The following is a 24715-nucleotide window of genomic DNA, read 5'->3' as shown; positions in this document are numbered from 1 at the left end:
AATACACCCTAACAAAGGCAAAATATAAAGGCTCAATATGCTTAATAAAGAAAGTGCAGATGTATTTAAAAATTATCTCGCAAGTCAAAGCGAAACACAGCAGGTTAGTTTAGACCAAGTAATCGGTTTTATGAGTGGCTTGTTAGCGTGTTCTGAGTTTTTTGGCGAGTCTGAATTGGCTAATTACATAGCCGACGGCGACGAAACGGTGTTTAACACGTTAATGACTGAGTCAGCCCCTCGTGATGCGATGATTGAGCTGCTTGATAATGTAACGGAAGCACAAGTTGAGCAAAAAAAATTACTCGTACATTTATACCCAGATGAAGTGAAAGCCAACGAGCCAAGCCAAGCATTGCAAGATTTTTGCAGTGGCTATATTGCAGCCTATATTGTTAACCAAGATATCTGGCATAGTGATTTACAATTTTTGTTGAAAGCCGATGAACAGAATGACAACGCAGGTGATGGTCAGCTGTTTATTGATAATTTTGAAGCAACGCTTGATTTACTCACAACCTTAGCCATGTGGGATCAGGCGCTTGCAAATCACCCCGAGCCTGATAAGTTAGGAGAAGGTTTTGCGACCTTTTTTACCGCGTTAGATGAAAGCTTGTCTGAGATTGCAACGATGGCGCTGATGCTTGAAGATGAAAAACTCGCGATGATAGAGCAAGAATAACCTCACCCTGTTAATAGCAGAGATTAGTGTGTGGTTGCATTTTCTTGCTTATTTCTGCTCATTAAATAATCAAAACCCATTTCTTTAATCACTTAATAGTACAAATAGGTATAATTATACCTAAGTCGTAGCTAATTTTTCTTTCTTTTCATTTTTTTGTTGATAGGATGTTTTGTAAAGGTTAACTCGCAGGCTTGAGTTAGCTTTCAAAATTAAGATTTTATAAATCTATAACACGTGCTTAATGCTTTTCCTTTGTTTCTCCCTGTGAGGCGCTTTATTTTTTAGCTTTGGAAAAGCCAGAATATCAACAGGATTCACATGACAACACATTCTTTTAGTATGCTGGCTATTGCCGTCAGCGTCGCTGTGTCGGCGACTTCATTGCAGGCTGCTGAGCAAGCAACAGACGTTCAAGCTGATAAAAATATTGAACAAATTTCAGTTTTGGGATCGCGAGTAGCAAACCGCACTGCGACCGAATCAAGCTCTCCTATTGATTTAATTGATGCTGATACCCTGAATAAAGGGGGCTTCACTGAACTTGGCCAAAGTTTACAAGCGACCGCACCGTCTTTTAACTTTTCTCGTACGCAAGTGTCAGATGGGTCTGATTTATTTAGACCCGCGACTCTGCGCGGTTTACAGCCAGATCAAACGTTGGTGCTTATTAATGGTAAACGTCGTCATAATCAGTCTATTTTTGGCCTAAACGGCACAGTGGGCGCGGGTGCAGCGGGAACCGACATGAACGCTATTCCGCTTAGCGCATTAAAAGGGGTTGAAGTATTGCGTGATGGCGCAGCGGCGCAATATGGCTCTGATGCAATTGCAGGGGTGATTAACTTATCACTTAACGATTCTACCGGTGTGACAACGGGCTATGTGCAAGCCGGTAGTACGGGCGAAGGCGACGGCGATACGATTTCGATTGGTTTAAATCGTGGTTTTGATTTAGGCGACGAAGGGGGGTTTATTAATTTTTCGGCTGAATACCGTAATGCTGATGGCACTAATAGAGCCGAGCGTGATACGGGTGGGTCGTTAGATGTTCCTGCTGGCACATTATCTGACGATGTCCGCTGGGGGCAAGGTAATGCTGACAGCGAGTTTACGTCACTTTTTTATAATATGGCACTTCCGCTGGGTGACACAGAACTTTACTCATTTGGTGGCTATTCAAACCGAACAGCATTAGGGAATGGTTTTTACCGTAACTATAATCAGGCCGCAAAGAATGTGGTGCAAGTATACAGCGATGGCTTTTTACCTCGTATAGACAACGAAGCCGAAGATATTTCATTTGCAGTGGGTCTGCGTGGCGAGCTGAACCCTGACTGGGGTTATGATGTGTCTGCTGTGTACGGTGAAAATAGCTATGATTTCACTTCAAAAAATACCTTAAATGCCTCTTATGCTGCTGAATATGTAGCTAATAACCCAAATGCGAGTGATGCAGATATTGCTGCTAATGCGGGCCCTCGAGGCGGGTATTCGGGCGGGTTTAGATTTGATCAAGCCACCGTTAATGCCGATTTAAACGGCGTTGTTAATATTGGCCGCAGTGAGCCTGTGTATGTGTCGGTGGGGGCTGAGTACCGCAAAGAAAACTATCAAATTGTCCCAGGCGAAGAAGCATCCTATGCGTGCGGCCTTGCTAATACAGACACTTCTTACCCAGCGGTAAACGATGACAGCGTATTTGCTGAATGTGGTTTTCAGGCTTATAACGGCCTTCGTCCTGAGGCATCAAACAAAGAAAGCCGCGACAGCTATGCATTTTATGTCAATGCTGAAACCTTGCTGACAGATGCATGGCAAGTGAGTACGGCACTGCGCTATGAAGATTTCTCTGATGCAGGTGACGACATCATTGGTAAATTAGCGACACGCTATGAAATCTCTGATGATTTTGCAGTGCGTGGTGCAATCTCATCGGGTTTCAGAGCGCCTTCATTACAGCAAAGTGCCTACACGGCTTACACCACTAACTTAGGTGCGGGTGGGGTATTATTGCAGTCATTTACTGCAACGGCAGGATCTGATTTTCCTTCAGCACTGGGCGTTGATAATCTTGGCCTTGAAAGCTCAGAAAACCTAAGCGCAGGTTTTGTTTATAACGTGAGCAGTGAACTGTCGTTAACCGTTGATTTTTATCATGTTGAAATTAAAGACCGCATTACGCTTGGCAGCTTAATGTCTGCGGATGATGTTGCCTTTAGCCCTGCGGCTGTGGCTGCATTGAACGCCACTGGCGCACAGCAAGCGAACTACTTTTCAAACTCGGTAGACTCAACCACGAAAGGGGTTGATATTATTGCCTCGTACCGTACTGATTTGTACGACGGTAATTTCTCAGCAACGTTTGCTGGTAACATTAACGACACCGAAATTGATAATGTTAATGCCCCAGAGGGGATCCCTGAGTCGATTGCACTGGATGATTTGCAACGAAGCTTTTTAACAGATGGTCAACCTGGTGAGCGTGCAACGCTTACGTTTGAATATGATCGTGGCGACTTTAACAGTATGTTGCGCTTTAATTATTATGGCGAAACAGACGTTAAGTACTTTGGTAATGACCACATAGGCTTACCAGATGAGCTTTCACCTACAGGCGAATTTAAAGATACCAGTACGGTAGAGTCTGCGGTTTTAGTTGATATTAACGTGGGTTATCAGTTAACTGATGAGCTTATGCTGTCGGCAGGTATTGATAATATCTTCGACGTAACCCCTGATGAGTTAGGCGAAGATGAAGCACTTGATTTTATCACTAACCAAGCGTTTAAGTACCCTGTACGTGCCTTGCCTTATGGCTTTGATGGCATGACCTACTATGCAAAACTTAGTTTTAGCTTTTAATTCCTATATTGAAATGAAGTTTAAATAGCGCCGAAAGGCGCTATTTTTTTGTCTTTGCGAAGGTGAATACCTATCGGCAATAATACTTAATTAAGCACAATGGTATACGTATAGCGCCCTGCATTTATAAAACGCAGCTGGGGTAAAGCAAAGCGTATAGCAGCGGTTTAATTCACTTTGAGTTATACCGCATAAAGTCGCTATTACGTGTAAGCCTTTATTGCTTTGAACTACTAGCAGCCCGTTCGCATATGTCGCGCATTCGCTGTTTAATTTCAGGCTCTTTTTCGTTGAGTAGTTTACTAATGCAGTCGATATACGCGTGGTTTTCTTCAAATGGCACACCTATTTCGTAGGCGTCTGCGGCTAAGCGCAGCATTTCTTTGTCAAATTCGCTGAAGATATTAACCAGCTCTTGTGCTTTTTGTTGCTCAATGCCGAGTGCTTCAAATGCGCTGCGACCCATGCGAAGGGAGCTGTCGTAGGTTTCTCTGATAATGTCGCGACACCCGTATGCCCACAAGTCATAAACATGATGGCGGTCTACAGCACGCGCAACAACATGAAGGTGCGGATAGTTTTGCATTGCATAGCGAACCAGTTTGGTTATTTGCTCGGCATCATCGAGTGTAACAACCAGTAATTTTGCATTGTCTATTCCGGCGGCGCTGAGTAAGTCGGGTCTTGTTGCATCACCAAAAAAATTGCGGATCCCGACACGCTCTAATCGATCAAGCTGTTTGTAATTGTAATCAATTACGGTGGTGTTAAAGCCGCCTGCTTTTAAGATTAAATCGACAACCCCTCCAACACGACCAGAGCCAGCAATGATGACGTGGCTATCTTCAGGAAAGGTTTCTTCTCGGTGAGCTTGCTCGCCAATATAGCGAGGGGCAATGAAACGTTGATACACAATGTATAATACCGGTGATAGCAACATAGAGAGTGTGACAACCAATAACAGTTGGTCGGCCAAAGCCGATGGAAGCACATGATTGCCCACGCTGTAGCTTAATAGCACAAACCCAAACTCACCGGCTTGAGCAAGCCCTAGCGCCAGTAACCACAGGGCGGCTCCCTTTAAGCCAAACAGTCGCCCAAGCATTAATAACGCCGCTGTTTTAGTAAGGATCAGTATCGCCGTTAAAAGCAAAATAGTCGCGAGGTTATCAGTTAATAACTGAAAATTAATACTGGCGCCAACCGTGATAAAAAAGAGTCCTAACAGTAATCCTTTGAAAGGATCGATATTACTTTCGAGCTCGTGTTTATAGGGGGAGTTTGCAAGCACCACGCCTGCTAAAAATGTGCCCAATGCGGGTGAAAGACCCACTAACGACATCATCAATGCTATACCAATAACAAAAAATAGCGCTGTGGCGGTAAAGAGTTCACGAAGCCGTGCTTGTGCTACAAACCTAAAAAGTGGGGCTGTGAGATGGCTTCCGCCAAACACCACAAGCGCAATCATACCTAATGTCACTAAGGCTGCTTGCCAGCTTTCAAGCCCTGCTACGAGGCTAAGCCCTGTATGACTGTTATTGCTGGTGCTTGTTATTCCTGTTGCCAGCTCTGGTAGGGCTAATAATGGAATAAATGCGAGCATGGGAATAACCGCAATATCTTGCGTGAGTAACACGCTAAATGATGCTTGGCCGCCGTCTGATTTTAATAACCCACGCTCTGACAGGGTTTGCAGCACAATCGCCGTGGAAGAAAGCGATAAAATTAAGCCAATAGTGAGGGCTGTTTGCCACGGGTGATCCAACATCATAGCCAGTGCAGTAAATGCTGCGCTGGTTAATAAAACTTGCCCTCCGCCAAGACCAATAAGTTGTTTGCGCATTGACCACAGTGTTTTAGGTTCAAGCTCAAGACCAACAATAAACAGCATCATCACCACACCAAATTCGGCAAAATGCTGAATGGCAATTACATCCACATTTAAGGTGGTTAGCAAAGGAGAAATGGCAATACCAGCCAGTAGGTAACCCAGTACAGACCCGAGTCCCAGCTTGGTGGCTATTGGCACGGCAATAATGCCTGCAATGAGGAAAATATAGGCTATTAACAGTAAGTCAGTCATTATGATCCTGTTGTTCTTTTTGATTCTTAGTCATTATTTTTTAATAACTATGGTTGTTTTAATCAGTATTGCCAGTTGTTGGTATGTGAATGCAAATAAAAAACACGCTTAACCATAAAAATGGCAAAAATGCATGGCAGCCATTGATTTAAATTACGACAAAATAAGGGTGAAAAAAGAGCCATATTTTTAATAAAACTACTTGCGTAGCAGTATTAACGGTATACAATCGCGACACATTCATGAGGAGTAAAAAATGAGCAAAAAGAAACAAAAAAACCAAAGCCAAGTTGATATTGGCCGCGGCGTAATTAACGACAATGCCTATGCTGCATTGGTTACCTCTAAGCTGTTTCAGGCTAAAGTAGAAAAAGCTAAAAAAGGCAAAGGTGCATATCAGCGTAAGGCAAAACATGCAGGACGAGAGTCCTATTTAATCGCTGCTTAATTGAGTTGTGATCAAATAGGATTTTTTATAAAAGCAAACACCCGCTGTTTGCTTTTTTTATCTCAAACATCTTCTAAAAAAGTCACCGCGTTTACTTTTTACACAATTTTTATATATGTTTTTACAATAAAACTAATTTATTCGCTATATACACAAAAAAGATACATTTTTTATTAACGATATTTACCGCTATTTTCCCTCGCCAAATTCTAAATGCCTTGTAAGCCGTACGCTTCAAGGTTAAAAACTTGTTAATTTTGTGTTCATTTTTACGCTGTAGAATCGAGCAAGTTTTAGTCGCAGCTCAATAATTTTTATCAGTTTTGACAGAGATTAACGGTATTTTTCAGTAAAAATAAGAATGAATTTACCTTTATTGGGTAAATTAGAGGTTGACCTGATTGTTTTTTATGTTACTTTTAGGTTGGAAATGTAAAATAATTGTTATAATAACCTTGGGCGGAGGGAGCGAATGAGCTCACATCAATTAATAAAAAATGCCTTTAAACTAAGTGCGCTGTCACTCAGTGTATTTGGCTTTACAGCACAGGCTGCAATTGATTGCAGTAACTTAGAAGTATGGCAGCAAGGCCAAACACATGTCGGTGGCGATCAGGTGCAAGCACAAGACAGTGCCTATGAAGCTAAATGGTGGACACAGACTAACCCCGTGGAGACATCGGGTGTTGATCAAGAGTGGCGTTTATTGGGCGCTTGTGACAGCGCTGTCAGTGAGAATCAAGCACCACAAGTAACAAGCTTAAACCCTGCTGAGGGTTCTTTGTTTACCACTGGTGACAGCGTTGTCATAGGGGCTGACGCCATTGACACTGATGGCACAGTTGCGAGTGTTGAATTTTTTGTTGATGGAACATCGGTGGCTGTTACAAGCAGTGCGCCATATTCAACAAGTTGGCAGGCAACCGTCGGAAGCCATGTAATAAGTGCGGTTGCAACGGATGAGTTAGGGCTTACATCAACAGCGGTGGCACATTCGGTGAGTGTGTCTGATGCTGTCGAACCGGGTAATCAAGCGCCGACAGCAAGCATTGAATTTAGCACTGTGGCGAGTCAAGTTACCGTGGGTACAGATATTGTATTTGCACTTTCGGGCAGTGATAGCGATGGTCAGGTGACTGGGCTTAGTTTGGCAGAAAATGACAGCGCTGTTTATCAGGCAAGTAGCGCGTCATCAAGCTATACATGGCAAGCACCGGCACTGGGTCAATTTACCTTTACGTTAACCGTGACAGACAATGAAGGCGCAACTGGCACTGCCACTCACGTTGTGAATGTGGTTGAAGCGACGCCGCCAGGTGCTGATTGTAAGCCACACGGTTTATACCAAACACCGGGTGTGAATACACCGTATTGTACAGTTTATGACAGCAATGGCCGTGAAAAAATGGGCGCTGATCATCCGCGTCGTGTGATTGGTTATTTCACTAGCTGGCGCAATGGTGCAAATGGTCAACCGAGTTATTTAGTGAATGATATTCCGTGGGACAAAATTACCCATATTAACTATGCCTTTGCGCACGTTGATGCCAATAACAAGGTGTCGATAGGCGATCCGAATGCTGCGGGCAACCCCGCAACAAATATGACTTGGCCGGGGGTAACAGGGGCCGAAATGGATCCTAGCTTTAGCTACACAGGTCACTTTAATCTACTGAATAAATTTAAAAAACAGCATCCAGATGTAAAAACATTAATCTCTGTGGGTGGCTGGGCCGAAACCGGTGGTTATTTTGGTGCAGATGGCACGCGCGTAAACAGCGGTGGTTTTTACACAATGACAACGAATGCCGATGGCTCGGTAAACCAAGCTGGTATTGATGCGTTTGCGAAAAGCGCCGTTGAATTCATTGAAGCGTATGGTTTTGATGGGGTTGATATTGACTATGAATACCCATCGTCGATGAATGATTCGGGCCATCCTGATGATTTTGCTATTTCGAATGCGCGTCGAGCAGGCTTAAATGCCTCGTATCGTGTGCTGATGCAAAAATTGCGTGAAGAGCTTGATATTGCGGGTGAAAAAGCCGGTAAGCATTACCTACTCACGATTGCATCACCGTCTTCGGGTTACTTACTGCGTGGTATGGAAACTTTCCAAAGCGTGAAGTACCTAGATTACGTGAACATTATGTCGTACGACTTACATGGCGCATGGAACTCACACGTAGGTCACAACGCAGCATTGTATGACACTGGCCTTGATTCAGAGCTTGCACAATGGGGCGTGTATACAACAGCTGAGTTCGAAGGCATTGGTTACTTAAATACCGATTGGGCTGTACGTTATTTCCGTGGCGCGGTGTCTGCGGGTCGCATCAATATTGGTATTCCTTATTACACGCGTGGCTTTAAAGATGTGTCGGGTGGCACACATGGCCTGTGGGGACAAGCTGCGTTACCTGATCAATCTAACTGTGCAAAAGGCACCGGGGTTGGTGAGAAAAACCTATGCGGCAATGGTGCGCTAGGCATTGATAACCTGTGGCATGACAAGAACGATGTAGGTGAAGAAATGCCTGCAGGTTCTAATCCTTTATGGCATGCGAAAAACTTAGAAAACGGGATTAATCCGTCTTACCTTGAAATCTACGGCTTAACGCCAGATACCGACACAGATGATGTTTTAACGGGCACTTATACACGTTATTACGATGATGTTGCCGTGGCGCCTTGGTTATGGAACGCAGATAAAAAGGTGTTCTTATCAATTGAAGATGAACAGTCGATGGCAACCAAAGTTGATTACGTTATCAACAATGGCTTAGGTGGCATCATGTTTTGGGAACTGGCGGGTGACTTTGATTACGACTCGGCAAAAGGCGAGTACTTTATGGGATCAAGTTTAACGACGCTGGCTTACGATAAGTTTAATCAAAGCGGTGTGGCATACGACACACATCAAGGCAATGTTGATTTTACCGTGCCCAGCGAAGCTGTAGATGTGAGCTTTACGGTTAAAGACTTCCCGATTGGTGATGATAACTACCCAATTTCACCGACTTTCTCATTTACTAATAATTCAAATCTTGATTTAAGCGGCGCGAAAATTAGCTTTGATGTGCCGGTATCGACATCAGCCATTTTCAAGTCGAACTGGAATGCGCAAGAAAAGCTCGGTATGGCGGTTGAGGCAAATGGCTCGAATGCTGCGGGCAACAATATTGGTGGTTATGAGAATGAATTCCATCGCTTTTCAATCACTCTTGTAAATGAGTGGGGTGGAATTGAAAAAGCCTTTAACACCGGCGAAACCGTTGATGCACAAGTCATGTATTACATGCCTATTACTGGCCCAACTAATTTTACTATTGAAAAAGAGGGCAAAACCTACGCATTTAAATACGAGTACCCAATGCTTCCTGATGCCGTGCCGGGCACCACAAACCCAGGCGGTGACAATGGCGGTGACACAGGGGGTAACGATGCAACGTGTGACGGTGTCGATGTCGCCAGCATTGCGGTCTATCCAAATTGGCCGCAAACAGACTGGGCTGGTAACCCAAGCCATGCCGTTGGCGGTGATCTGATGAATCACAACAATGTGATTTACGAAGCTAAGTGGTGGACAAGCACAGAGCCAGGCACATCAGCTGATTGGACTGTGAGCTGCACGCTTTAACTCAACAAAGCGGGGCACGCAATGTGCTCCGCATTTCTACAGCGAGAATACAACAATGAAAACAACTAAATCGAAGGCATTGTCTTTATCGGCAGTGGCAACCAGCATGCTGCTTGCCTGTGTATCAAGCCATGTGAATGCCCACGGATTTTTAGAAAGCCCTAAAGCTCGCCAAGCATTTTGTCAGGCAGACGGCGGTTATTGGTGGCCCGCTGATGGTAGCGCTATTCCTAATCTTGCTTGCCGTGCAGCATTTGCAGAGGCAGGTCATGTGCAGTTTGTGCAAGATATTGAATATTCAGCGAACACGATTGATTACACCAACCTAGCAGCGGTAAAAGACAGTGTGCCCGATGGCCGTTTATGTGCGGCAGGCGACAGTGAAAAACGAGGCATGGATTTACCCTCGGCTCATTGGCAACGTACCGAGGTGGTGCCCAACGCGAATGGCGATATTTTAGTGCGTTTTTTAGCAAGTACGCCTCATAACCCAAGTTTTTGGCAGTTTTACCTGACAAAGCCTGGATTTGATAGCGCCACAGACGTTCTCACGTGGGACGATTTAGAGCTGGTTGAGGAATACGGCAATCTTGATTTTGTGATTGGTGATAATAACGACCGTTACTATGAAATGAGCGTGTCTATTCCTGCTGAGCGTAGTGGCGACGCTATTTTATATACTCGCTGGCAGCGTGATGATGCAGGTGGCGAGGGCTTTTATAACTGTAGCGATATTACCATTGTTACAGACACAGCACCGACTGATCCGAGTGAATGGTCTGCACTGACGTATTTTGTGCGCCAAGGTCAAAATGCAGAAGTGGGTGACAGTGTGTCTGCGCGTTTGTTTGATGAAACGGGGCAAGAGCTGTTTACGCAACAAATGCAAGTCACCAGCGATAATCAGGCTAATTGGCAAGCAGAGTTTGCTCAGCTGCTTAATCTGAATTACAGCCATTTACTACGCATTGGTGTGCAAGATGCTGGTGGCACAATCGCTTTTAATGCCAGCGATATATTAACCAATCAGGTGTTTGCAACAAACGCCAACTACAGTTTTGCACTGAGCGTAAAAGCCGCACCTGAAAATACTGCCCCTATTATCCATCAACCTGAAGCTATCACCCTGAATGAAAATAGCACGGCAGATGTGCACTTACATGCCTTTGACGATCAGCAAACCGCATTAACATACCGCTGGAATGTACCGGCTCCTCTTCGCTTTACAGGAGCGGGTGCCGACATCACGTTAATAGCACCAGAAGTCGATGCAGATACCTCTTTTACTGTCACGGCCTCAGTATCTGACAGCATGCTTACCAGCGAAGCCAGCTTTACGGTCACGGTACTAAATAGCAGTGTGGTTGAGCCAAACCCCGATGCGCCCGCGTGGGATAACAGCGCGCAATATAACACCGGCGATAAAGTGAGCTTTAACGGCGGGATCTACAGTGCGAAATGGTGGAACCAAGGCGCACAACCCGACAGCAGTGATGCATGGCAGCTTGAATCAGGTTCGGCATCGAGCGAATGGAACATCGGCAAAGCCTACCAAGGCGGTGACGAGGTGACCTATCAAGGACAGCGCTATCGTGCGCAGTGGTGGACTCAGGGCGATACACCGAGTACCAGCCAAGTATGGGCAAAAATCTAAAGTTTTGTAGTTCAAACTTTATCAATAACAGCAAACAGCTAAATAAAAATAGATAAGAGAGAATCATGAATATAAAACAATTAAGCGCAGCCATTGGTGTTGCATTATGTGCCAGTGCAGCGAATGCTGCACCATCGACACCGACCATTATTTGGGAACCGCAAGAGTACTCGTTTGTTGAAGTAAACCTTGAAGGAACGGGCTCGTATAAAAGCCTCGTTAAACGTGTTGATCAAGTAACGATTAACATTGAGTGGAATGCATGGAGCGGTGATGGTGGCGATAGCTACAAAGTGTATTTTGACAATATGCTGGTAAACGAAGGCCCTTTGGCTGCGGGCACTAAAAGCGGAGTGATTAGTTTCCCTTATGATAAAGCGGGTCGCCACACTTTGTATGTTGAGCTTTGTGAAGGTGGCACAACGTGCGCGCGCAGTGAAGGCAAACCCATTGTTATTGCCGACACCGACGGTGCGCACTTAGCCCCATTACCCATGGATTACGATCCAAATAATAAAGACATTGGTACAAAAGAAGGGTTGGTAACAGGGGCTTATTTCGTTGAATGGGGTATTTATGGGCGTGACTACGATGTCACAAATATTCCTGCACAAAACTTAAGTCACATTTTATATGGTTTCATTCCAATTTGTGGTCCGAATGATTCACTGACTGGAGGCCCTAAAAACGCGCTAAATACTGCGTGTGCGGGCTCAGAAGATTTTGAAGTCGTTATTCATGATCCGTGGGCGGCGATTCAAAAAGCCCTTCCGGGTGTCAGTGCAGACGACCCAATCCGTGGTACTTACTCACAATTAATGGCGCTAAAACAACGCTACCCTGATTTAAAAATATTGCCATCTGTAGGCGGTTGGACGTTATCTGACCCGTTCGCATATTTTACTAATAAAGCAAACCGCGACACGTTTGTCGCATCAATGAAAGAGTTCTTAAAAACATGGAAATTCTATGATGGTGTCGATATTGACTGGGAATTCCCTGGGGGCGACGGTGCTAATCCGGCGCTAGGTGACCCAATTGCAGATGGCCCTGCTTATGTGGCATTAATGCAAGAGCTGCGAGCTATGCTTGATGAGCTTGAAGCCGAGACTGGTCGTCAATATGAGCTAACATCAGCAATTGGTGCAGGCTACGACAAAATTGAAGATGTTGATTACCAAGCAGCAAGCCAATATATGGATTACATTTTTGCCATGACGTACGATTTTTACGGCGCGTGGAGTGGAGTAACAGGCCATCAAACCGCCTTGTACTGTTCATCGCATTTCCGCCCTGGTCAATGTGATGGCACGGGTGTTGACGCCCAAGGCGTACCATACAAAGGACCTGCTTACACCACCGATAACGCAGTGCAGTTATTACTTGCGCAAAATGTTCCATCGAAGAAAATTGTTGTGGGCACAGCGATGTATGGTCGTGGTTGGGAAGGGGTTTACCCAGCAGGCACGACTATTGATGGTAACCCTATGACTGCAACAGGGGCGGGTCCTTTAAAAGGCAGCACTGCGCAAGGCGTCTGGGAAGACGGTGTTATTGATTATAAAGGCATAAAAGCACATATGATCGGCGCAGCAGGCACTGGTATTAATGGCTTTGAAGTGGGCTACGATGAGCAAGCAAAAGGCGCATATGTCTGGAATCGCTCTACAGGTAAACTGATTACGTATGACAGCCCTGCCTCTGTTATTGCAAAGGGTAACTATGTTAATCAACATGACTTAGGGGGATTATTTGCATGGGAAATCGATGCCGATAATGGTGATATCCTGAATGCGATGCACGAAGGTTTAGGTGGTGCGGTTACAGAGCCTAGCAACAGAGCGCCTGTGCTGTCAGTATCAAGCACCGTAACTGTAAACGCCGGTGAGTCTGTTTCAGTTGTTGCATCAGCAACCGATGCCGATAACGATGCACTGACTTACAGCTGGACAGCAGACGCCGCGCTGTCTGTAACGGGTGAAAACTCAAATACACTGGTTATTGCTGCGCCATCAGTGACAAGTGATGCGCAATACCTAGCAACGGTATCGGTCACCGACGGTAAAGCCGTGGTGAGCCGTAATGTAACAGTGAATGTTGTGGCGCCAAGTACGGGCGGCAATTCAGCGCCTGTCGTGGCTGCAATTTCAGATAAAACCGTTGCTGAAGATGCAAGCGTTGCGGTATCAGTGTCTGCTACAGATGCAGATAATGATGCACTTAGCTATAACTGGACAGTGCCTGCGGGCTTAACATTGGTGGGTTCAGGTGCAAATATTAGTTTGCAAGCGGGCAGCGTTGATGCAGATACAAGCTATGTTGTAACGGTAGAGGTATCTGACACACAAGCTACGACATCGGTAAGCTTCAACGTGACAGTGACTGACTCTGGCACAACAAACCCACCGGGTGGCGATACAACATGGGATGAAGCCGCCATTTATGTGGGCGGTGACACGGTAATTTATAACGGTGTTGAATATACTGCAAAATGGTGGACACAGGGAAATCGTCCTGATTTAGGTGGCCCGTGGGAAGCAAGCTCAAAACCAACAGACGGTAATGGTGATGTGGTTTGGCAAGCTGCTGGTATCTACAACGGGGGCGACCAAGTCGTTCACCAAGGTACAAAATACGAAGCGAAGTGGTGGACTCAAGGAGAAGAGCCAGGCGTTGTGGATGTATGGAAAGCACTTTAAACCTACCTAGCAACATATAGTGTATTTTATTAAAATGTGATTTCCCTACAAAGCAGCCTTCGGGCTGCTTTTTTAGTGTCTAATCTCTAACTTTTCCTTATTTTAATTGCTCACTTTCCTCCTCGCTTAGTTTTTGTGTTTCACCTATTATGAACCATACTAAAAGAGTGATGAGTTTAGGCTCTTAAACTACAGGTGTGTTGATGACGATGAAAGTGTTTTTCTTATTGGTTTTTGCTGCGTTAAGCACGGAAGCGTTTAGCTGCGACAGGGTTTTAAAAGTCGGGGTGAGCCAATCGTGGCGACCCTATGTTTTTAGCCAAAATGATCAGCTCACTGGGATTGATATAGAGATTACTGACTTGGTGTTAAAAGAAGCAGGGTTTTGCAGTCAATTTATCGCAATGCCTTCGTCAAAACGTGGATTTGCTGAATTAAAACATGGCACTGTTGATTTACTTCCCGCAGCCAGCTACAGCCAACAGCGAGATGATTTTAGTACTTTTTCAGTGCCTTATCGTAACGAAGTTATGCGTCTTTTTTGGTATCCGCACAGCCATTTGGAATCACAAGACTTAAAAGGTTTACTCGACCATAAACAAACTATTCTTACCAATAGCGGCAGTTATTATGGCGATGAATTGACACGTTTAAGTGCGAATAAAAAATATAAAGATCAGTTTGTTACTGTCCCATCATTACGACAGCGCTTAGCAATGCTGGTGGCCAAACGCGTTGATTTTTTTATTGACGATGAACTAGCAGGCTTAAGCTTGATTCAACAACATCAGGCTAACAACGTAAAAATTCATCCGTATATTATTAATAATGATTATATTTATTTTATGTTAAGCGACTTGAGCCTCTCCGAGGAGGAACGACAGGCTATTAACCACGCGATTCAATTCAACAAGCAAGCAATAACCGATATAATCAGTTCCTATAAAACACAGTGAGTTAGCCTAACCGCGTAACACGCAACTTGATACGTCCGGCATTGGCACCATAAAAACGATTTAAGTCATTCGCAAATGGGCAAAACTCGCCTGACTTTGTAATGCGAATATCGGCACCTTCAGCAATTTCAAATAAATGCTCATCGTTGTCATCAATCGCGCCAATAAGTGCAAACCACTGTGCATGCGCTAAGCGTCTAAATGGCTCAAGCACAGCCATGGGAATTTCTTTTACACCTAATTGCACGTTATCACGATGCCAACCCGCGGGGCCGCAACTAATGCCATCGTCATACCAAGTTTGATCAGGATAAGGCGTAAACCGATAGGTCGCCCCTTGCGCTAACATTAATCCGGTGTGGTTATATTTTTCGGCGCCATAAACAAATACATCTTTACTTTGACCAATACTGAGTACGGTCATGTTTTGTTTATCAAGCGCAATATGTGGGCTTAAGCCGTTGAAGGTTAAGCGGCTTTCATCACTGTAGAGCACATCATACGTAAGGCTTTTTAGCGACTCAGGACGATAACTGGTTAAACGGTTAATACGCTCTGCCACGGTGTAATGAATTGTGGGAGGATGTTCACTTTGCTCATTATCAACCAATACGCAGCACTCTCGGTCAACAAGCTTAAATAAAGGATTAAACCAAAAGTAATTTTGTTGGTGGCTAAGCGCCAACGGATCGGGGGTAACAGTAACATCGTCTTGGGCAATTAAATTACGGTGCTCATCGGGCAGTAAGCTATGGTAATTAATATCAGCACTGGTCAGAAGGTTAAGTGAAATAGTTTGTTCTATTAACCACTCAATAGCATAACGCAGACAAATGTCGGCTAAGCCATCACGGTAATACCCGCCACCCACGTCAGAATGTGCGCCCGCAAACCATACCTCTTCTACATGGGGCGCTTTGTTTATGAGTGTTGGCTCAAACGCGCGGCGCTTTTCATCCAGCGCAACACAATGCAGGGCTGCGTTAATATTACTGGCTAGGGTGTAGTTTTCAAAAATAACGTGTTCAGCGCCACGTGTTGCTTTGGTCACTTTTGAAAAACCAATGGATGCCACGGTATCAAATACGCATAAAAAAACATTGTCGCTTATTAAGGGCTCAAGGCATTTTGCAAAACGCCTTGCCAATGCTGCACCACGACTAAAACCCGTTAGCAAAACCCGATCGCCCACAGCGTAATATTGTTTAAAGTCGTTTATTGCGCGGTTTAAAATACTGGCGACATCGTCGCCTCTTGGGGCTAATGCTTGATTGAATAAACGTCTAAAGCGGCTTCCTTGAGTGCCTATGCCTTGATAATAAAAACTAAGTTGGCTTGGGAATGGCGTTTCGGGTTCACTGTTAAGTGTGCCGCCAAATAACAAGTGAAGTTTAAGAATATTGGAAATACTGGCGTCTTCTTTGAAATGAGCGGCACTAAATTGTTCTGCATCACGTGGCTCACTGCCTGTGCCATCAAAGTTGAAAATCAGCGTTTTAGGGGTCATAGCGTCATTCCTTTAGTGGTTTGTCATAACATACAAGGCATTTATTAAAATTTGAAGACAAATTATGCGTGATGGCTCTCTTTTTATATCAGGCTTTTTATGAGAACACAGAAGACAGGAGAGAGATTTGGGCAAGGTGTGTGGTTAACCTTGCCCAAAATAGCCGTTTGAACAGCTAAAATTAAGCGTAAGTGTGGCTGTATAGAATGCCTGAGCCAATTAAGATAAGGGCAATACCGCCAATGGCTTCAGCTTTTTTGCCAACCCAGCCACTCATCACATTCCCCAGTAATGAGCCGATAGTCACCATTACGGTTGTGGCGAGACCTATCATTGCGGCAGCAACATAAATATTAACTTTCATAAACGCAAGGCTTATGCCCACGGTCATTGCATCAATACTGGTGCCTACTGCGGTCAGCAGGGTTGCCATTAATGAGCGCTTATTGCTTGGCACTTCGTCGGCGTCGTCATCGTCGTCTTTACGACTTTCAATGATCATGTGTATGCCAAGGCCCACCAATAATACAAACGCAATCCAGTGATCATAGGCTTCAACGTACTCGGCACCCGCACTGCCAATTAACCAACCTAAAACAGGGGCAATTGCTTCAATGCAGCCAAAAATTAAACCCAATTTAATGGCACTAAGAATACGTGGGTTTTTAAGTGAACTGCCTTTGGTGATTGATGCAGCAAACGCGTCGGTTGACATTGCAAGCGACAATACGCTGAGAGTAATAATATTCAATTTTTGCGCCCCACAAAAAGTGCGCATTATACGCGTATAAGCCGTAAACAGGTAGAGTAATTTACGGCTTAGGGTGAGTCGCGCTGTTTGTTAATGCAGTTTCATTTTGGGTCTTACCACGCGGAGTACTTTTTCGCTGATCCACAATGCAAAGGTTTTGGCACTGCCATGAATGGCGCGCTGGTGCATACGATAAAGAGAAATATACATAAACCGCGCTATTTTCCCTTCGATAAAAAAGCTATTACTGGTTAAGTTACCCATTAAGCTGCCCACGGTGCTGTAACGAGACAAATTTACCAAAGAGCCATGATCACTATAGGTAAACACGCTTAACGGGTTGTTTTTGAGTGTGGCTAGTAGGTTTTTTTCTACGCATTGTGCCATTTGATGCGCTGATTGTGCGCGTGGTGGAACCTGCGAGCCATCGTCTTGAGTAAACGCGCAGCAATCACCAATCACAAAAATAGTCTCATCAACACTGCTTTGTAGGTATTGATTTACCTTAATTTGGTTGTTGCGTGTAAGCTCAAAAATACCAATATCTTTGATAAAATCGGGGGCTTTTACACCCGCTGCCCATACCATGATATCGGCCTTTATAATGGCATCATTGTTAGTGATAAAGCTGTTTTCTGTGGCTTCTTTTACTTGCGTGCCTTCGCGCACCGTGACCCCTAGTTTTACCAGTTCTCGTTTTGCCGAGTTGGCTATGCGTTCAGGCAAGGCAGGTAAAATACGAGGACCTGCTTCGATTAAATCAATGTGTAGGCGCTTGGCTGTCATTTTATCTAGGCCATACATTTTTAGCATGTCGGATACATGATACAGCTCAGCCGAAAGCTCAACGCCCGTCGCTCCACCGCCAACAATGGCAATTGTTAGAGCCTGCTGTGGGTCGTCATCTTGGTGCAAGCGAGTAAAGTTATCGAGTAATGCATGTTGAAAACGCTCGGCCTGTTGGTTTGAATCAAGGTAAAAGCAATGATCTTTTACGCCGGGGGTATTAAAGTCGTTACTCACACTGCCGATGGCGAGCACTAAGTAGTCATAGCTGACATGTCGCTGTGGCAAAATGCGATGGCCAAGTTCGTCTTTTAACTCGCTTAAGGTAATGGTTTTGTTGGTTGAATCTAAGTGGCAAAAACTGCCGAGTTGAAAATTATAATGGTGTTTTGCTGCATGAGCAGAGTACACAACGCCGTCTAAATCGGCATCAATCGACCCCGTCGCTACTTCATGAAGTAACGGTTTCCAAATATGGCTACGGTTTTTATCGATTAATAAAATATCTGCTTGGCGTTTTTTCCCGAGTTTATGTCCTAATTGTGTTGCAAGCTCTAAGCCGCCTGCGCCACCACCGACTATCACGATTTTAGGAGGTTGGTTAGTCATTACGTTGCCCTCAAAAGTATAATACCTAAACACTCTCGATTTAAAAGCGCTTAGGTATTGCAAATCCATTCTTCAATACCCCATGGCAACGGGTCTATTGTGCGCCTTTTTGCTGGCTTTGTCAGCAAAGCTTACGAACAATATAGTGTGTTTAGTGATATTAATGGCCTTGGGTGATGAGCCTAAACACGTTAACATGGCTAATTCGCACTAAGGCACCTATCATTACCTAATACAGGGAAATGAAACAAGGGATCAGGATGACTACAGCACTCCACACTTCGCTAAATCAATACTTTGGCTTTACTGAATTTCGCCAGGGTCAGCAACAAACGATTGAACAACTGTTAAATCAACAATCATCATTGGCTATCTTTCCGACGGGGTCGGGCAAGTCGTTGTGTTATCAATTAACTGCATTGCATTTGCCTAATTTGACCTTGGTGGTTTCACCCTTGTTAGCGCTGATGAAAGATCAAATCAGCTTTTTGAATAGCAAAGGTATTTACGCGGCCAGCTTAGATTCGAGTCAAACGAGCGAACAAAGTCATACCGTGATGAGTGATGTGCGAACCGGAAAGGTAAAAATTTTAATGGTGTCGGTGGAGCGTTTTAAGAACGAACGCTTTCGCGAGTTCATCAAGCAAGTGCCGATTTCAATGCTGGTGGTTGATGAGGCGCACTGTATTTCTGAATGGGGGCATAACTTTAGACCCGACTATTTAAAACTGCCACGTTATCGCGATGAGCTTAATATTCCTCTGGTGTTGCTATTAACCGCAACGGCAACCAAAAAAGTAAAACGTGACATGTGTGAGCGGTTTGCCATTGCACCTGAATGCGTTGTTCAAACAGGGTTTTATCGTGCGAACCTTGATTTATCGGTGTTAAGTGTGGCGAGCCAAGACAAACAATCGCACTTAACACGCGTTATTGCTGAGCAGCAGGGCGCAGGCATCGTGTATGTGACACTGCAACACACTGCCGAGCAAGTGGCCGCAGCGTTAGCGCAGACAGGACTTAATGCGGTGGCGTATCATGCGGGTCTTGACGATGATAAGCGCTGGCAAATTCAAGACGACTTTATGGCGGGTAACATTAATATTGTGGTTGCCACCATTGCGTTTGGTATGGGCATTGATAAGTCGGATATTCGCTTTGTTATTCATTATGATTTACCTAAATCAATTGAAAACTACAGCCAAGAAATAGGCCGCGCAGGGCGAGATTCTAAGCAATCAAATTGTTATACCTTGGCAAATCTAGATGGCCTGAACACGGTTGAAAACTTTGTCTATGCCGACACCCCCGAGCAAACTGGTATTGAATATGTGATCAACAATATTCGCACGGAGCAAACGAATGGTCAGTGGGAAATGCAAGAATACAGCTTGTCGAGTGACAGTAATATTCGTGCATTAGCCTTAAAAACGTTATTAGTACAGCTTGAAATTCATGGCGCTATCACGCCGTTGTATGCCTATTATGCTGACTTTAAATATAAGTTTTTAACAGACAAAGACACACTTCTTCAGCAATTTGATGAGCAGCGCCAAGCATTTTTACAGCAGGTATTTAATCATACTGAGTTTAAGAAAATTTGGGGCACACTCAACTTTGACGCCTTAACACATGCCACGCAAGTCGATAGAAAACGGGTGGTTGCTGCGCTCGATTATTTGGCCGAAAAAGGTCACATAGCCCTTGAAACTAAACGCATTACACAAGTGTATGAGGTGAATAACGAAGTCATTAATGTAGACAATTTAGCGTCGCAATTACATCAGTACTTTATTGAAAAAGAGCAGGCAGAAATAAAACGCATTGCCGCATTGGTGCGCTTTTTTGAGCTTAATAGCTGTTTGAGTTATAACCTTGCACGTTATTTTGATGATCACAATGCCCCAAAAGGGTGTGGCCATTGTTCTGTGTGTCGAGGCCAGTCTGTAAAACTTAGTTATTCACTTGAGCACACCATGCCAGACACTGCGGTTATTGCAGCTAAAGTTACACAGCTAAAAGAGCACTTAGCCACTAAAGGGGTAACTGAAATCAGTATTGATACTCAATGCCGTTTTTTAGCGGGAATGAGTGTGCCACTGTTTACCCGCAATAAAGTTAGGCAGCTTTCAGGTTTTGGGGTGTGTGAACACCTGCGTTATAGCGATATTAAAGCGGTGCTACAGCAGTTGTAGCATCGCTTTAAATTTTAAACGCATGTGCTTAAGCTTCGGTAGCTTAGGTAACCATTTTGACGAACTTGTCTTGAATAACTCTGTCAGTGTACTTTGTAAGGACAACTGAAAGTTTTCTTTGTCAAGTGGTAACTATTGCAACGTGCCACTTATCAGTTTTGGGCTGAGTATTTAGGAGCTTCTTTTTATTGCTTCCAAAACGTACGCGTAAAAAGGGCAAAAACAGTAAAATATTCCAAACGACCAACAAGCATTGCGCTGGTTAATATCCAGGTTCCTGCGTCTGAAACCGGTGCAAAGTTAGCGCCTACTTCACCAAACCCCGGTCCGAGCACATTGACACATGCGGCGACTGCTGAAAACGCACTCCAAAAATCCAGCCCAGTAAACATGAGTAATAATGTAAACAGCATGCTTGATCCTGCGGCAAAAGTCATAAATGCCATAACGGCATGAAGTACATCATCTTTTACAGGGCTGCCTTGGTACTTAATGGTGAATATAGCGCGGGGATGAAGAAGTTGTTTAAAGTTATTATTGAGCATTTTAACCACTAGAATATTTCTGATGATTTTATTTCCGCCAGCCGTTGAGCCCGCGCATCCCCCTAAATAGCCGGTGATAATAAGTAAAAATCCGACAGCTTCGGGCCATTCAGTAAAGCTTGCTGCACCAAATCCGGTGCTGGTTATAAACGACACTATATGAAAAGTTGAAAAACTCAATGACTCAAAAAAAGAGGAGTAGGTGTCGTGACTGTATAAAATAACGCCCGACAACACTGCAAGGGTTGTAATGATGTATATAAAATAACGCGTTTCTTCATCAGCATAGTAACTTCCGAGCGCTCGTTTGTGGACGACTCTAAAGTGCAGTGCAAAATTAATAGCACCTGCAATCATAAATAAGTTGGCGACCCATAAAATTAAATGACTTTTGTAAAACCACATACTGGCATCGTGGGTCGAGAACCCTCCCGTTGAAACGGTTGTCAGTGCATGAGCCAGTGCATCGTAAAAAGTCATGCCTGCAAAATAGTAAGAAACAGTACACAACACGGTTATGCTTAAGTATACACTCCAAAGGTAATGCGCCGTGTTTGCAATACGAGGTGATAGCTTTTCATCTTTAATTGGCCCAGGTGTTTCGGCTTTTAAGAGCTTCATGCCACCTATATTTAGCATGGGTAAAATAGCCACCACGAAAATCACAATGCCGAGCCCTCCCATCCATTGTAAAAACTGGCGGTATAATAAAAACGTACGCGGCATATCATCTAAGCCCGACAGTATTGTGGCGCCGGTGGTGGTTAATGCGCTTATTGATTCAAACATGCCATCTGTAAAGCTCACTTTGGTGACTAAAATGATTGGAATTGCCCCCAAAAAGCCTGCAATCACCCACGTGGCTGTCGCGTAAATCAGTGCATCTCTAAAGTTGGCCAGTGATGAATCAACATGCTGGGTTTTTAACAGTATGACACTTGCTGTAAAAAGCATTATTGACGCAGGCAATAGGAATGACACGGATACATTATCTTTAAATAAAAATGCAGATAAAGCTGCAAATATCAATTGCACTATACTCATCCACAAAATAGGGAAAGCGAGTAATCGAAATGTGATTTTCCAATTGATCATACGTCTACTGATTTAATGAACGGCTCTTAAATCAGCATGCTATTGAAATAGGCGTAGATGTCTTTAGAGAGAGTGAAAGCTTTATAAAGATTTTATGCCGAGATAAAAAAACTTTATAAAAACTTTATAGTGACAAAAATAAAAACACTTTACTCTAATGACAATTCGTTAGATGAGCATAAACAGATGATGCAGTCAGTATTCAAACCCCCGTTATTTAAGGCCATATTTTTAAGTGTATTGATGCCACTTGTGGTGGTGCTTGCTATTTTTCCGTTTAGAGAACTGTTTACAACCACTGATATTGTGATGTTACAGCTGTTGTGGGTGACGTGGGTGGCTGTACGAAGTAATCGCCGTGTTGCAGCGCTGACAACCCTAGTGAGTGTAGCCTGCACCGACTGGTTTTATGTGGTGCCGTACTTTACCTTTCATATTGAAAACATTGAATATGTGGTGACATTTGTGGTGATGCTTATTGTTGGCCTAGTGATAAGCCATTTAGCCGGTGAGCTCAATACTAAAGTGCGCGATGTGCAAGAACACGCCAGCAATAGCCGACTGCTCTATGAGCTTGCGAAAAAATTAAATGAACTCGACAGTTTAGATGAGCAAAAGCAATTATTTATAGCCGCGATGACTGCACATTTAAAGGTTAAATGTGATTGGCATGTATCGCAGACAAACAATGTTATGTATTTAAATGAGCAGCAGCCTGAATTGGGGGGGATCGCGTTTGCAAAACCCTTGACGAGTGAGCAACAAGCGCTGGCAGATACGGCGTGCTCTTTATTGTATCAAGTTCACGAAAAAACGTTATTGCGTCAACAGTCTGCGGCCATTGCAGTACAAGCTGAACTTGAACGGTCAAAGAATACCTTGCTGCGCAGTTTATCGCATGACTTGCGAACTCCTTTGGCAACCATAATGGGGGCATCAAGTATGCTGGCTGATGAGGAGATTGAATTAAGTCGTGACGTGGTTAAAGAACAAGCCAGTAATATTTTTGAGCAAAGTAAAATACTTAATCAGCATTTTGATAAGGTAATGGAACTAAGCAAAGTCAATAAGTTAGGTGAGAATATTACATGGCAAAAACTCAACGTTTCGAGCCTCATTAGCGAAGCAAAAGCGCGTAGGCAACAGCAATTAAGCGACTTTAAATTAACCATTAATGCTGCACAAAATAGTGCCTGCTATGGTGATGAAACACTGCTAGAAATTGCCTGTGCTAATATGCTCGAGAACGCAGCGCGTTATGGTGACGGAACGGCGGATATGCAATTTATTGAACGAGATAATGAGTATCAACTCGTGCTAATAAACTCGATTAATCGCAATAATGAAACCAGTCAAGACGAAGGCGTTGGTCTTGGCAGTATTATCTGCGATGTAGTTGCTAAGTGTCATCAAGGTCAATTTGAGTTAACCCTTAATGAGCAAACAGGGCAGGCGAAAGCCCAGTTGATTTGGAGTAAACAGCATGGCTAACATTTTAGTGTTAGAAGACTCACCTCCACTGCAAAGTTTTTTAAAAACGCTGCTTAAAGCCAGTGGCTATGAAGTCAGCCTATGCGCAAAGGGCTTAGATGGCTTTGCACTGTTAAGTGAGCAACAGTTTGATTTAGTGCTACTTGATTTAGGCTTACTCGATATGGATGGACAAAATTGGCTGCTTGAGTTTAGGCAATGGAGTTTATTACCAGTATTGGTTTTATCTGCGCGTGATGGCGAAACAGAAAAAGTAACCGCACTGGATAATGGCGCAAACGATTACATAACGAAGCCCTTTAGTGCCAACGAACTTCTTGCCAGAATACGGGTTTTATTACGCGCCCAATCTTCGCCAAATATGACATTGCAATGTGGTGATATTCATATTGATCCCCACAAGCATGTTGTTAAAAAAGACGGGCAGAGCATCAAGTTAACTAAAAAAGAATACGCTATTTTACTGTTACTCTTTCAACAAAAAGATAAAGTATTAACGCATAACGCTATTTTATCTCAAGTATGGGGGGAGCAATATATAAATCGCCCTGAATACGTGCGTGTTCACATAGGTCAGTTAAGACAAAAACTCGAAGATAATGCAGCAAACCCTAAACACATACTTACCGAGCCCGCCGTGGGTTATCGGCTAGTTGATTAAGCTTTATGTCTTTTTCGTTGAGCATACCCCATTTATTGACTACTC

15 protein-coding genes are annotated in these 24715 nt (G+C 44.0%); 10 read left to right on the top strand and 5 right to left on the bottom strand.

Annotated features, from left to right (window positions below; genetic code table 11):
* Positions 1 to 37: 37 nt before the first annotated feature.
* The gene (locus GZH31_RS19635; RefSeq protein ID WP_036972480.1) at positions 38 to 682 is read left to right on the top strand and encodes a UPF0149 family protein; all 645 of its coding nucleotides are present in this window, start codon (positions 38 to 40) and stop codon (positions 680 to 682) included.
* A 321-nt stretch (positions 683 to 1003) separates the two neighbouring features.
* The gene (locus tag GZH31_RS19630; RefSeq protein ID WP_036972479.1) at positions 1004 to 3547 is read left to right on the top strand and encodes a TonB-dependent siderophore receptor; all 2544 of its coding nucleotides are present in this window, start codon (positions 1004 to 1006) and stop codon (positions 3545 to 3547) included.
* A gap of 217 nt (positions 3548 to 3764) precedes the next feature.
* Here GZH31_RS19630 and GZH31_RS19625 read toward each other — a convergent pair whose 3' ends face one another.
* Positions 3765 to 5633, bottom strand: coding sequence for a cation:proton antiporter (locus tag GZH31_RS19625; RefSeq protein WP_180311786.1), 1869 nt, complete (start codon positions 5631 to 5633; stop codon positions 3765 to 3767).
* A 256-nt stretch (positions 5634 to 5889) separates the two neighbouring features.
* Between GZH31_RS19625 and GZH31_RS19620 the strand changes: the two genes are divergently transcribed.
* The 5 genes from GZH31_RS19620 (at position 5890) to GZH31_RS19600 (ending at position 15030) form a co-directional block, all read left to right on the top strand.
* The gene (locus tag GZH31_RS19620) at positions 5890 to 6081 is read left to right on the top strand and encodes an alternative ribosome-rescue factor A (RefSeq protein WP_036972476.1); all 192 of its coding nucleotides are present in this window, start codon (positions 5890 to 5892) and stop codon (positions 6079 to 6081) included.
* A gap of 472 nt (positions 6082 to 6553) precedes the next feature.
* A complete protein-coding gene (locus GZH31_RS19615; RefSeq protein WP_180311785.1) occupies positions 6554 to 9721 on the top strand; it encodes a glycosyl hydrolase family 18 protein in 3168 nt (1055 codons plus the stop codon).
* Positions 9722 to 9776: 55 nt separating this feature from the next.
* The gene (locus GZH31_RS19610; RefSeq protein ID WP_180311784.1) at positions 9777 to 11375 is read left to right on the top strand and encodes a lytic polysaccharide monooxygenase; all 1599 of its coding nucleotides are present in this window, start codon (positions 9777 to 9779) and stop codon (positions 11373 to 11375) included.
* 65 nt (positions 11376 to 11440) lie between these two features.
* Positions 11441 to 14074, top strand: coding sequence for a glycosyl hydrolase family 18 protein (locus tag GZH31_RS19605; protein ID WP_118845022.1), 2634 nt, complete (start codon positions 11441 to 11443; stop codon positions 14072 to 14074).
* 203 nt (positions 14075 to 14277) lie between these two features.
* Positions 14278 to 15030, top strand: a complete 753-nt coding sequence (locus GZH31_RS19600; RefSeq protein ID WP_180311783.1) for an ABC transporter substrate-binding protein — start codon at positions 14278 to 14280, stop codon at positions 15028 to 15030.
* A 1-nt stretch (position 15031) separates the two neighbouring features.
* Here the strand turns inward: GZH31_RS19600 and GZH31_RS19595 are convergent, their stop codons facing one another.
* From GZH31_RS19595 to GZH31_RS19585, 3 genes are all read right to left on the bottom strand, one after another.
* A complete protein-coding gene (locus GZH31_RS19595; protein WP_036972472.1) occupies positions 15032 to 16537 on the bottom strand; it encodes a DUF2235 domain-containing protein in 1506 nt (501 codons plus the stop codon).
* A gap of 181 nt (positions 16538 to 16718) precedes the next feature.
* Positions 16719 to 17288 carry a manganese efflux pump MntP family protein gene (locus GZH31_RS19590; protein WP_036972950.1) on the bottom strand — a complete coding sequence of 190 codons (570 nt, stop codon included), beginning with the start codon at positions 17286 to 17288 and terminating at the stop codon, positions 16719 to 16721.
* A gap of 90 nt (positions 17289 to 17378) precedes the next feature.
* Positions 17379 to 18683 carry an NAD(P)/FAD-dependent oxidoreductase gene (locus GZH31_RS19585; protein ID WP_180311782.1) on the bottom strand — a complete coding sequence of 435 codons (1305 nt, stop codon included), beginning with the start codon at positions 18681 to 18683 and terminating at the stop codon, positions 17379 to 17381.
* Between the two features lie 260 nt (positions 18684 to 18943).
* On the opposite strand from GZH31_RS19585, the gene GZH31_RS19580 reads away from it, so the two are divergent.
* Positions 18944 to 20878, top strand: a complete 1935-nt coding sequence (locus tag GZH31_RS19580; RefSeq protein WP_180311781.1) for an ATP-dependent DNA helicase RecQ — start codon at positions 18944 to 18946, stop codon at positions 20876 to 20878.
* A gap of 185 nt (positions 20879 to 21063) precedes the next feature.
* On the opposite strand, the gene GZH31_RS19575 is transcribed toward GZH31_RS19580, so the two are convergent.
* Positions 21064 to 22518 (bottom strand): TrkH family potassium uptake protein, encoded by a 1455-nt coding sequence (locus GZH31_RS19575; protein WP_036972469.1) that lies wholly within the window; start codon positions 22516 to 22518, stop codon positions 21064 to 21066.
* Positions 22519 to 22647: 129 nt separating this feature from the next.
* On the opposite strand from GZH31_RS19575, the gene GZH31_RS19570 reads away from it, so the two are divergent.
* The gene (locus tag GZH31_RS19570) at positions 22648 to 24009 is read left to right on the top strand and encodes a DUF4118 domain-containing protein (protein ID WP_257473709.1); all 1362 of its coding nucleotides are present in this window, start codon (positions 22648 to 22650) and stop codon (positions 24007 to 24009) included.
* Entirely contained in the window at positions 24002 to 24670 is a 669-nt protein-coding gene (locus tag GZH31_RS19565; protein ID WP_180311780.1) for a response regulator, read from the top strand. Before GZH31_RS19570 ends, GZH31_RS19565 begins: the two co-directional genes overlap by 8 nt.
* Positions 24671 to 24715: the final 45 nt, after the last annotated feature.

This window comes from Pseudoalteromonas sp. JSTW (assembly GCF_013423925.1).
Classification (GTDB): domain Bacteria; phylum Pseudomonadota; class Gammaproteobacteria; order Enterobacterales; family Alteromonadaceae; genus Pseudoalteromonas; species Pseudoalteromonas lipolytica.
This window is presented reverse-complemented; position numbering and strand designations above follow the sequence as displayed.